At 58.4% G+C, this 12,206-nt stretch carries 6 protein-coding genes; 1 reads left to right on the top strand and 5 read right to left on the bottom strand.

The genetic code is table 11. The features are described 5' to 3' along the window. From JW937_10000 to acnA, 5 genes are all read right to left on the bottom strand, one after another. Positions 1-155, bottom strand: a 155-nt coding sequence (locus tag JW937_10000) for an FAD-dependent oxidoreductase (protein MBN1587741.1), incomplete at its 3' end; no start/stop codon positions are given. Between the two features lie 18 nt (positions 156-173). Next, positions 174-1,079, bottom strand: coding sequence for a lipoyl synthase (gene lipA / locus JW937_09995; protein MBN1587740.1), 906 nt, complete (start codon positions 1,077-1,079; stop codon positions 174-176). Positions 1,080-1,195: 116 nt separating this feature from the next. Beyond that, positions 1,196-2,497 (bottom strand): 2-oxo acid dehydrogenase subunit E2, encoded by a 1,302-nt coding sequence (locus tag JW937_09990; protein ID MBN1587739.1) that lies wholly within the window; start codon positions 2,495-2,497, stop codon positions 1,196-1,198. Between the two features lie 59 nt (positions 2,498-2,556). Then, on the bottom strand, positions 2,557-5,238 hold the full coding sequence (gene aceE, locus JW937_09985; GenBank protein MBN1587738.1) for a pyruvate dehydrogenase (acetyl-transferring), homodimeric type: 2,682 nt from the start codon (positions 5,236-5,238) through the stop codon (positions 2,557-2,559). A gap of 165 nt (positions 5,239-5,403) precedes the next feature. Then, positions 5,404-8,109, bottom strand: coding sequence for an aconitate hydratase AcnA (acnA, locus tag JW937_09980; protein MBN1587737.1), 2,706 nt, complete (start codon positions 8,107-8,109; stop codon positions 5,404-5,406). 364 nt (positions 8,110-8,473) lie between these two features. Here acnA and JW937_09975 point away from each other — a divergent pair. After that, on the top strand, positions 8,474-12,206 hold a 3,733-nt coding region (locus JW937_09975; GenBank protein ID MBN1587736.1), incomplete at its 3' end, for a hypothetical protein.

The following is a 12,206-nucleotide window of genomic DNA, read 5'->3' as shown; positions in this document are numbered from 1 at the left end:
TTGGTGGGAATGCAGCCCACGTTCAGGCAGGTACCGCCCAGGGCCTGGCGCTCAATCACCGCCACGGACTTGCCCAGCTGCGCCGCGCGGATGGCCGTCACATAGCCGCCCGGGCCCGCTCCAATAATTGCGATATCAAACATACGTTCCGTCATATTTCTCCAAACACGGTGTCAGGCACTGGTGCCAGGCACCGGTGCCTGGCACCGTTTCAATTGGCGCTCCGCGCGGTAGGAGCTTCGCACCAAAGGACCTGCCTCCACGTGCGCAAAGCCCATATCCCTGCCCAAACGCGCCAGACCCTCGAACTCCTCCGGCGGCACAAAGCGCGCCACAGGCAATTCCCGAACCGAGGGCTGCAAATACTGTCCCAAAGTGAGGATCTGCACGCCGCAGGTGCACAGGTCGGACATCACTTCAATAACCTCTTCCATTTCCTCGCCCAAACCCAGCATTAAGGAGCTCTTGGTCACTAAGTCCGGGGCCCAAGCACGCACGCGTTCCAACAGCGAGAGCGAGGTGGCATAAACTCCGCCGCCGCGGGCCAGACGATAAAGACTCGGCACAGTTTCCAGGTTGTGCGCCAACACATCCGGCCTTGCCTGCAAGACCATCTTCAGGGCCTCGGCACTGCCGCGAAAGTCCGGGATCAGGACTTCGATTTCAATCCCCGGACAGCGGTGCCGGATCTCACGGATACTCTCCGCAAAAATGCCCGCGCCCCCGTCCGGCAAATCATCCCGGTCCACAGAGGTAATGACCACATAGCGCAGCTTCATCTGCGCAACCGCACCGGCCAGGCGTTTGGGTTCTTCGGTGTCATAAAGCGGCGGCCGCCCTTTGTTAACAGAGCAAAACTTGCAGCCGCGCGTGCACACATCGCCGAGAATCATGAAGGTTGCCGTGCCGTGCCCCCAACACTCGCCCACATTAGGGCAATTGGCCTCCGCGCAAACTGTGTGCAGCTTATTACCGGCCACAATATTCTTAACCGCATAGTAGTTTTCATTCCCGCCGGAAGTCACACGGATCCAATCGGGAAAACGGCGCGTTGTTGTGTTCACCGGAGGTTCAAGCATTAGCGAGTACCTTCTTTACAATCCTGAGAGGAACGATGCTCTGCCTCACCGGGTGCCAGGCACCCTGGTCGGCCAGCAAGTTTAAAAGGCAAGAACTGTCCCTGGCCTTTTAGTTTCTAACTCTCTACTAAAAGATTCAACGGATTCGAAAGGTATTCAGCGAGAGTGCGCAGAAAGCGGGCGCCGTCAGCGCCGTCAACGGCCCGATGATCGTAAGAAACCGAGATCGGAAGCATCAGCCGCGCCACAACTTCGTCTTCTACAATCATCACTTCTTGCTGGCCGCGCGACACGCCCAGAATCGCCACTTGAGGCGGATTCACAATCGGCGTAAAGCCCGTGCCGCCGATCCCTCCCAGATTGGAAATGGTGAAACTCGCACCCTGCATTTCTTCCACACTGAGCTTCTTATTGCGCGCCTTTGTCGCCAGCGCATCGATTTCCTCGGCGATAGCCACAATGCTTTTTTGGTCCGCATCGCGCAATACCGGCACAAGGAGCCCCTGCTCCGTGTCCACGGCCACTCCCAGATGCACATATTTCTTCAGGATGAGTTGCTTATTGGGCAGATCCAGGCTGGCATTGAATTGGGGAAACTGCTTGAGCACCGCAGCCGTTACTTTAAGGATAATCGCGGTCACGGTCACACGGTCGCGGCCGTCTTTGCGTTTGCCAAAACGCTTGCGCAACTCGTCGAGTTCCGTGATATCGGATTTGTCGAACTGCGTCACGTGCGGGATCGAGGACCAGGCCTGTGCCATGTTCTGGGCCGTGACCTGGCGGATCTTGGTCAAAGGCTGAGCCTCAGTCTCCCCCCATTTGGAGAAGTCCGGAAGCGGCGCTGCCGCAGCAACAGCGCCGGAGGCAGCCACAGACCCACTGATAACGGATTTGGCATAAACCTTTATATCTTCGGTGGAAATCCGGCCATTCCGGCCGCTACCGGGAACTTGAGAAACATCTATCCCTAACTCACGAGCTAATTTGCGGACAGACGGCCCAGCCACTACATTCTGCGCAGGCTGCTTTGGGGAAGGCTCCGGGGCGGCCTCCGTTGGGTGATCAGCCCGGTTCTCAGCTTGAGGCTCAGCCTGGGGCGCAACCTGGCGTGTAACCTGAGGCTCAGGTTCCGGTTCAGTTCGGGGCTCTTCTTTGCTCTCTGCTTTGGTCTCAACTTCGGGCTCAGCACCGGAGTCAATCTTCATAACGACTTGGCCGACCTTGACGGTGTCGCCTTCCTTAATAAGGATCTCGGACACGGTACCGGCCGCAGGTGACGGAACCTCGACTTGGGCCTTGTCGGTCTCCAGCTCCAAAAGGGGCTGGTCCTTGGCGACCGAGTCGCCAACCGCCACCAGAATACCGACCACGTCGCCGGATTCGATGTTCTCGCCTAATTCAGGAAGTTTGAAGTCCATCATAACGATTCCCGGGTATCAGATTGCTTCACTGTGTTCGCAATGACGCACGCTGTGCGTCAACTCACCATCGGATTGACCTTCTCCGTGTCAATCTCCAAATCCGTGATCGCCTTCTTCACCGTGCCGGCCTCAATGTGCCCGTGCATCTGCAGAGCCCGAAGCGTTTTCAACACAATATAGCGCGCATCCACTTCAAAGAAATCGCGCAAGGCCTCGCGGCTCTCGCTGCGCCCAAATCCGTCCGTGCCCAAGGAATGCACGCGCTTCGGAAACCAGCGCCCGATCGCATCGGGCAGAATCTTGACATAATCCGAAGCCGCCACAAACACCCCCTCCTCTCCCATCAAGGTCCGGGCAATGTGGGGAAGCCGCTGTTCCGGAGCATCGGGATGCAGCATATTCCAGCGCTCGCAGTCCAACGCGTCCTGACGCAAAGCCTTATAACTCGTTACGCTATACGTATCCACCGCCACATTGTATTTTTCTTCAAGAATCTCCGCCGCCTTCAAAACCTGATTCATGATCGCCCCGCTGCCGAACAAATGCGCGCGCAGCTTAAGATCTTTGCGCTCCGTGGCCTTGAAGCGATACATCCCCTTGAGTATCCCCTCATCCACATCCCCGGGCTTGGGCGGCTGCGCGTAGTTCTCATTGCCCACAGTCAAGTAGTAGAAGATATCCTCCTGCGCCTCATACATGCGCCGGATCCCTTCGCGCACAATCACGGCAATCTCATACGCAAAGGCAGGATCATAAGCCATCAAGTTGGGAACCGCCGACGCCATCAAGTGCGAATGCCCGTCCTGGTGCTGCAACCCTTCCCCGGCCAGTGTTGTGCGCCCGGCCGTACCGCCCACCAAAAATCCCTTGGCCCGGCAATCCGCAGCAGCCCAAATCATATCGCCCACGCGCTGAAAACCGAACATAGAGTAATAGATGAAAAAAGGAATGGTGTTCACACCGTGCGAGGAATAGGAAGTGCCCGCGGCAATAAAGCTGGCCATGGAACCGGCCTCCGTAATCCCCTCTTCGAGAATCTGGCCGTCCGTCGCTTCCTTATAGTAGAGAAGCGTATCCGAATCCACAGGCTCGTAGAGCTGGCCCACATGCGAGTAAATCCCCACTTGCCTGAACAAGGCCTCCATCCCAAAGGTGCGCGATTCATCGGGTACAATGGGCACGATGAGCTTCCCGATGTCCTTGTCCCGCAGCAATTTGGAAAGAATGCGCACAAAGACCATGGTCGTGGACACCTCTCGGGCCTCGGTGCCTGCGTCAAACTCCTCGAAGAGTTCCGGCCCCGGCGCCTTGAGCGCCCTGTATTGGGTCACCCGCGAAGGCACATAGCCGCCCAGCGCTTGACGCCGCTCCTTCAAATACAGCATTTCCGGACTGTCCTCGGCCGGCTTGTAAAAGGGCATCTTCGCCACGTCCTCATCGGAAAGAGGAATATTGAAGCGGGTGCGAAACTCCTTCATCTCTTCTTCATTGAGCTTCTTTTGCTGGTGCGTGATATTGCGGCCCTCGCCGGCCTCGCCCAATCCATAACCCTTCACGGTCTTGGCTAAAATCACCGTGGGCTGGCCCGTGTGCTCCACCGCAGCCTTGTACGCGGCATAGACTTTGGCCGGATCGTGCCCCCCGCGCCGCATGCGCTCAATCTGCTGATCCGTCAAAGACTCCGCCATCTTGGCCAGCTCCGGCGTCTTGCCGAAGAAATGTTCGCGCGTGTAGGCTCCGGGCATAACCGTGTACTTCTGATAATTGCCGTCCACCACCTCGTTCATGCGCTTGACCAGTTGCCCGCCGCGGTCCTCGGCCAAAAGCGGATCCCAGTCCCCGCCCCAAATCACTTTTAATACATTCCAACCCGCGCCGCGGAAGGCCGCCTCCAATTCCTGGATAATCTTCCCGTTGCCGCGCACCGGCCCGTCCAAGCGCTGCAAATTACAGTTGATGACAAAAATAAGGTTGTCGAGCTTTTCGCGCGAGGCCAAGGTGATAGCCCCAAGACTTTCCGGCTCGTCCGATTCGCCGTCGCCGATAAAGCACCACACGTGCTCACCCTTGGGCTCCTTGAGGCCGCGGTCCTCCAAATAGCGCAGGAATCGCGCGTGATAAATGGCCATGATCGGAGACAAACCCATGGAAACCGTGGGATATTCCCAAAAACCGGGCATGAGCCAAGGATGCGGATACGAAGAAAGCCCTCCGCCTTCGCGCAACTCGCGACGGAAATTCTCCAAATGCTTTTCCGTAAGTCTTCCTTCCAAATAAGCGCGCGCGTAAATGCCGGGCGTGGCATGGCCCTGGATAAAGACCGTGTCCCCGGAATAGTCATCGCTCTTGCCGCGCAGGAAATGATTGAAGGCCACTTCGTAGAGCGTGGCCGCGGAAGCGTACGTAGAAATGTGCCCGCCGATTCCCGCCTCTTCGCGGTTGGCGCGCACCACCATGGCCATGGCATTCCAGCGAATGATGCTCTTGATGCGCCGCTCGATTTCCCGGTCGCCCGGATAGCGCGGCTGTTCGCTCACATGGATGGTATTGACGTACGGCGTGTTGGCCGTGAACGGAATATCCACGCCCGAGGCGCGCATCTTTCTTTCCAAAAGCTGCAAAAGATGGCCTACGTGCTGCGGGCCGTATTGCTCCAAAAGACCCTCTAAGGACCCCAGCCAATCCTGAAGTTCATCCTTATCCAGCCCTTCTTCAAAACTGGCAATCGGATCTTTGATATCGTCAGTCAATGGATCTCCGAACTGTCATCCCGAGGATCCGCCACGATCTGTGGCGGAGACGTGGGGATCTTTGTGGAACAAAGATGGCCACTCCGCCATAAACCGCGGCGGATCGCCATGACGCTTCGCGTCGGACCGCTTCACTGTGTTCGCGATGACGCGTTAACAAATAGGTGTTGTGTCTCCCAAAAGCAGCTTCCGCAGCACATACTGCAGGATCCCGCCGTGGCGATAGTAGAGGATTTCCTGGGGTGTGTCCAGCCGGACCCCGGCGCTAAACTCTACCTTTTTACCGTCTTTTTTCGTTGCAATCACCTTCACCGTGCGCCCGCCCGCAAAGCCGTTTTCGATCCCCGCGGCCAGGCCACTGATCTCAAAAACCTCGGTGCCGTCCAGGCCCAGGCTCTGCGCATTTGCCCCCTGTTCAAACTGCAAAGGAACCACCCCCATGCCCACCAGATTGGAGCGGTGAATGCGCTCATACGTCTCGGCAATCACCGCGCGCACACCCAGAAGCCGCGGGCCTTTGCCCGCCCAGTCCCGGCTCGAGCCCGATCCATACTCCTTGCCCGCCAAGATCACCAGAGGCACCTTCTCCTGCGCATACTGCATAGCCGCGTCATAAATACTCATCTGCTCGCCGCCGGGTTGGTGCGCGGCAAAACCGCCCTCCACCCCCGGAACCATCTGATTGCGCAGCCGGATATTGGCAAAGGTGCCGCGCATCATCACTTCGTGATTGCCGCGCCGCGACCCGTAGGAGTTGAAGTCCTTAGGCGCCACTCCGTGCTCCTGCAAATACTTGCCGGCCGGGCTGTCGGCCTTGATCGAACCTGCGGGTGAAATATGATCCGTGGTCACGCTGTCGCCCAACACAGCCAGGACCCGCGCTCCCGCAATATCCGTCACTGCACCGGGCTCCGCACCCATGTTCTCAAAATAAGGCGCGCGCTTCACGTACGTGGAATCCTTATCCCAAGCATAGGTCCCGCCCTGCGGCGCTTCCAGCGCCTGCCAGGCTCGGGGCCCGCTGTACACATCCGCGTAATTCGCCTCAAACATGTCCGCGCGCACAACCCGCGCCACGGCCTCGGAAATCTCCTGATTCGAAGGCCAAATGTGCTTGAGGAAAACCGGCTTCCCGTCCTTGCCCTTGCCGATGGGCTCGGTCTCAAAATCAATATCCACGCGGCCGGCCAAGGCATAGGCCACCACCAGGGGCGGGCTCGCCAGATAATTGGCCCGGCAATCCGGATTGATCCGGCCCTCAAAGTTCCGGTTGCCGCTCAGAACCGATGCGGCCACCAGATTCCCCTTTTGTATCGCTTCGCTGATGGGCGCGGCCAAAGGCCCGCTATTGCCGATGCAGGTGGTGCATCCATAACCTACGGTCTGAAAACCCAACGCATCCAGCTCCCGGGCCAGACCGGCCTTTTCCAGATACTGGGTGACCACCTTGGAGCCGGGCGCCAAAGAACTCTTCACCCAAGGCTTGGTTTTAAGCCCCGCGGCCACGGCCTTCTGCGCTAATAAACCCGCGGCAATCAAGACCGCCGGATTGGAGGTATTGGTGCAGCTCGTGATCGCGGCAATGACCACGGAGCCGTGTTGCAATTCAAAGCGCGCGCCCCGGGACTCCACTGCCGCCACACCCTTGGATTCCCCCTTTTTCAGAGAGGGCAGATCCTGCGCAAACTGCGGCTTCATGTTCTTGAGCGCGATCCGGTCCTGCGGCCGTTTGGGCCCGGCCAATGCAGGCTCCACCTCGTTCAAATTAAGATCCAAGGTATCCGTGTAATCCGCCTGAGGCGCAGAGGCTGTGTGGAAGAGCCCCTGTTCCTTGCAATAAGCCTCCACCAAAGCCACTTGCTCTTTGCTGCGGCCCGTCAGGCGCAGGTAATTCAGGGTCTCCGCGTCCACGGGGAAGATCCCGCAGGTCGCGCCGTATTCCGGCCCCATATTCGCCAAGGTCGCGCGGTCAGCCAGACTCAGACCCGCCAGGCCAGGGCCGAAGAACTCCACAAATTTCCCCACCACGCCCTTCTCGCGCAGCATCTGCACCACTCGCAAAACCAAATCGGTTGCGGTCGCACCCTCGGGCAACTTGCCGCTCAACCGAAACCCCACCACTTGCGGAATGAGCATGGAGATGGGCTCTCCCAGCATCGCGGCCTCGGCCTCGATCCCGCCCACGCCCCAGCCCAATACCCCCAGGCCGTTAATCATGGTCGTGTGCGAATCCGTGCCCACCACCGTGTCCGGAAAAGCCCATTGCGCGTTGCCCTGCCCGCCCCGCATCACCACGCGCGCCAAGTATTCCAGATTCACCTGATGCACAATGCCCGTGTTCGGAGGCACCACTTTGAAGTTGTCAAAAGCCCCCTGCCCCCAACGCAAAAAAGTGTAGCGCTCGCGATTGCGCTCAAACTCCAAATCCGTGTTCTTTTGGAGCGCGTCCGCTGTGCCGAAATAATCCACCTGCACCGAGTGATCAATGACCATCTCCGCCGGCAGAAGCGGGTTGATCCGGTTCGGGTCGCCGCCCATGGCCTTCATCGCATCGCGCATGGCTGCCAAATCCACTATTGCGGGCACACCCGTAAAATCCTGCATCAGAACGCGCGCCGGCCGGTACGCAATTTCCTTGCTTGGCACAGCCGAAGCCTGCCACTGGGCCAAGGCCTCGATATCCGCCGCCGTGACCGTGCTGCCGTCCTCGTTGCGCAGCAGGTTTTCCAAAAGGATCTTCAAGGAATAGGGAAGCCGGGCCATGTTAAAGCCCTGCTTCTCCAAAGAAGGCAGGTGGGCGATTTGGTACTCGCGGCCTTGGACCGTGAGGGACTTGCGGGTTTTGAAGGAATCCGGCATTCACACCTCAGCTACAGTTCTAAACAGGTAGGACAATTCACCGCACAGTCGAGAACCGTCCCTGCCTGTTTTTTACAGCCCTCCGATTCTACCAACACCCCCCAAACAGCGCAACACTGCAAAAAGAGGGAAGAATCCCCGGTTTTTGGGCCTTTTTTTTACCCTGAAATTACATATTTTGGGGAGATTCCGGCTTGCAGAGCGAGTGTTAATATGATACATTTTAACTACGTTAAAAAAGTTTTGCTCTTCATCTATACATACGGCCATGACAACACACACGGGTTCCACATCTAAACGCCGGTCAAGTCCCCTTATTCGGGCTATTGCCCTGGCAACCGCCCAGGTCTTTCTATGCACATCAATGCTGCAGGCCGCACCCAGTGCAGGCGGCCGGTTTTTTGCCTCCAAGACCCGGCCCGCTACCGCCTCCTCCCAGACTTCCGCCCAGCAAATCGTGGAAGCCATCGCAAGCGGCCCCGCAGAAGCCCTGAGCCTGGAAGACATTTCCGCCTTTACAGTGCCGGAGACCGCAGGCCGGGTCGTGGATACCTTCAGCCCCCAAGGCACGGCTCCCAAACGCACGCTCATCCATATCCAGGACTTGCACACGCACTCCGAGGCCCAAGCCAATATCAGCGCCCTGCTCCAGGATCTCAACCAACACTACGGGGTGGACCTGGTGTTCATGGAAGGCGCGGCCGGGGACGTGGACACCTCCGCGGTCTCCGGATTCCCCATCAAGGAAATCCGGCAGCAGGTGGCCAGTCTTTTCTTGAGTGAGGGCGAGCTCACCGGCGCCGAGTATTTTTCGATCGTGGAGGCTCCGGAGGCGCGCCTCTTTGGCGTGGAAACACCCACCCTTTACCTGGACCACTTGTTGGCCCACGAACTGGCCCTGCACTATAACCGCGAGGCAGGCCCGGCCCTGGATCAAATTGAAACCCACCTGGCCAGCCTCAAACCCCTGGTATTTTCCGAACCGCTCATGGAGCTGGACGAAAAGGCCCACCTGTTTACCGACCAAAGTCTGGGATTGGGCGAATACATTCAGTATCTGGGCGAGACCGCCAGCAACTTGGGCTTGGATTTGGATGCGGAAGAGACCCGGCACGTGGGCGCTCTGTACCGCACGCAAAAATTTGAAGAGATGATTGATACGGAAGCCACGAACCGCGAGGTCCAGGACCTGGTGCAGAAACTGAGCAAGGCCCTGTCCGAGGCCGGAAAGCGCCAGGCTCTGCAGGAACTCCTGGACCTGACCGTGGGCCTGCGCGAAGGACACACCAAACCCCTCGCCTTTTACCGCCGTCTCCTGGAGCTGCGCACCACGCACCTGAGTGCCGAAGACGAGGCCCGGGCTCTGCAAGCCACCGTGGCTTACCTGGAAGCCAATAGCCGCATTGATGCCTCGCAGCTGCCCGGGCAAATGGAAACGGTGTACGACCAAATCCTGGTGCAACTGGCCCGCACCCCTCAGGAGCGCGAGCTGGGAGTGAATCTCCAGCACGTGCGGCTCCTGAGGGAAGCCTTTTCGCTCAAGCTCAACTCCCGCAAATGGAAGCAGTACCAGGAGGACCCGTCGGCATTTCAGACGCGGGCCTTTCGCAGCTTCAGCCAATCCCTGGGCCTGGACGATCCAGGCATTGCGCGCGTGGACTGGCGCAACGCGGCCGAGAAGATCGACCCGCACCTGCCCAATGTAGAGCGCTTTTACGACCTGGCCCACGAACGTGACCGCGTGATGGTCACCCATGCTCTGGACAAGATGAACGAACTGGGCGCCGGGAACGCGGTCATCATCACCGGCGGTTACCACACCGAAGGCATGATGCGTTATTTGCGGATGCAGGATGTGGCTTATGCCGTGGTTGCCCCGCGAGCCACCACACCTCACGACGAGGAGCGCTACCACCGGATCCTGACAGGGCAGACTTTGGACTTTGCCGCGCTTTTGGCCAAGTTGAGCCGCACGAGTTTGGCGGCGATTGCGGGCTTTGACAGTGAGATCGCGCGCACCGCGGCTCTGGAGTGGATCAAGCAACCGGGAGTGCTGGCTGAATTGGCCGAACTCGACGCAAAGAATCGGGACGCCTTTGATGCAATCGCCAGCCAACAAGAGATCTCCTTAGAAGCGCAGACCACGCTGCTCATGCTGGAGCATGCAGCCAACAATAACTTCAGTGCGGAAGCCGGCGCATTTGCGAAAGCACTTTTCGCGAACGGAAAAAATACGGAGCTCCAGACCCAAATAACCCGCCTTCTCACAGGCAACGGCATCCACCTTGCTCATGCAACTGAGATTCAGACATTGGTGCATAGTCCCATATTGGCCCCAGTCCAGGCCATTGAGCAGCTGGCCGGCCAACTCGCCGGCCGTTTAAGACAACTGCAAGAGGCCCCAACTACTGAGCTCAGTGACCCGGAAATCCAGGTCCTCTTTAACGCCATTAATACATTAGCTGCAGCCGCTACATCTAATCACGACGAAGTGCAGAGCAAAGCCCTCAACGGCTTAGGTCAAGCACTTAAGGAATTAGGTACTCTGGGAGCAAAGGTCTACCAGCAAGCAGGCTGGGAATCCCATGTGCACGCACTGGCTCTTCATACCTACAGGAAATATGTTGAGATAGATCGGGATGTGACCTTGCCAACAAAAAATATTCGGTACTTACAGATAGAGCTTCAGAGTTCTCAGCAGGCCCAGGCCGACTTGACTGAGATTACAGTCAGGCTTCGGAACTCCGACGGCAGCAGCCCGGGTACCGGTCTTAACGGCACAGCCGCTCTGTATCAGGCCCTCACTCAGGCTCGGGGAATATTCCCTGGAGAGGACTCCCCTGCAGGCACGGTTTTGGCTGCGCTTCCGGCCCTAAGCAGCGCCGCCGTAACCCCAGCTCCCGCAACGCCGGCACTCCCCGGCGATCAGATGAAGGGAACCTTGAGCATCCACGCGTTGGCCGGAAACTGGCAATCCACGCTGGTGCTTCAACCGGATCAGAATGAATATGGTGAAGCGGGGATCGCTGCGTTGCTTAGCAAAATCAGCCAGGAGGATGCGCGCGCTGTGACGGAGCGGCGCAGTTCCGTGGAGGCTGCCTACAATGATCTGCTGGCCGGACTTGCCGATAGCAGTTCCTATACCGGCATTGAGTTCTGGTGGGCGGACCTCGGCCCTGAGGCAGGCCCGGCGCTGGTGACCAATACCCTGCCGGACAGAGCGCAGGACGGCACAATCTTCCTTGTCCTGAACACTCAATGGACGGCATACCCGGACTTGATGATCGAAGGTCTTTTCCACGACCTGCGCCAGGCTTCCTGGCAATATTTGCTAGGCATCCCCGCCGGGAACGCGCACCGCATGGCGGCCATGGAAACCACGCTTGAATTCGGCATTGCGAGCGCCTATTGGTACTGGCAAACGCAGGCCGCAGCCGATGACCTGGAAGACCCGGCCCAGGCGGCCGGGGCGCTCAACCGGCTGGAGGGCTGGGTCACGGAAGACCGCAGCCTGTACCGCGATCTTTTTTCGCAATACAGTGCGCAGATCCCGGAGCGACTGCGGAACCAAGTCAGCCGGATGGGCGGCCCTCTCGTTGCTCAGGAAGCCTATGAGAATACGCTTTCCGACAGCTTCAACACGGTTCTGATTCACGCCAAGGCGGAGACGCTCTCGGAGAGGATTCCGGCCATTCGCCAAGACCTGGATCGAGTAGCTTCCGGAAACCTGGAATCCACCATTCTGAGATCATTGGCCGCTGTGAGAGCCCTCACCCCGCTGAGAGGTTCGGCGGACTTCGATATAAGAACGTATTCGCCGCTGCAGCAAGAACTCTATTCGCTCTTCCAGGAAGCGGTTCAGTTGGAACAAACCGGCCTCTTCCTGGATCAAAATCCGGCATGGCAGGCAAATATGAAGCAGTATTTGGCCCTGCTGCGTTTAGAGATTCAACAGACCTTGGCGCGCCTGGAAAACGCCCCTGAGAATTTTCCATGGGGAGGAACCTTCGGAGAACAACAAACGGCCGATTTGGCATTTCTTCGGGGTAACCGCCAGGTCATTGAATCGCGGCTGGCCCAAAACCACACTTACTCTG

This window comes from Candidatus Omnitrophota bacterium (assembly GCA_016929445.1).
In the GTDB taxonomy this organism is placed as follows: Bacteria; Omnitrophota; Gorgyraeia; order JAFGIU01; family JAFGIU01; genus JAFGIU01.
Note: the sequence above shows the minus strand (reverse complement) of the source record. Positions and strands in the feature narration are given on the sequence as shown.

What these genes read in the sequence shown, in the direction of transcription:
- lipA (MBN1587740.1), bottom strand. Translation starts at nt 1,079, where the DNA reads ATGCTTGAACCTCCGGTGAACACAACAACGCGCCGTTTTCCCGATTGG.
- JW937_09990 (MBN1587739.1), bottom strand. Translation starts at nt 2,497, where the DNA reads ATGGACTTCAAACTTCCTGAATTAGGCGAGAACATCGAATCCGGCGAC.
- acnA (MBN1587737.1), bottom strand. Translation starts at nt 8,109, where the DNA reads ATGCCGGATTCCTTCAAAACCCGCAAGTCCCTCACGGTCCAAGGCCGC.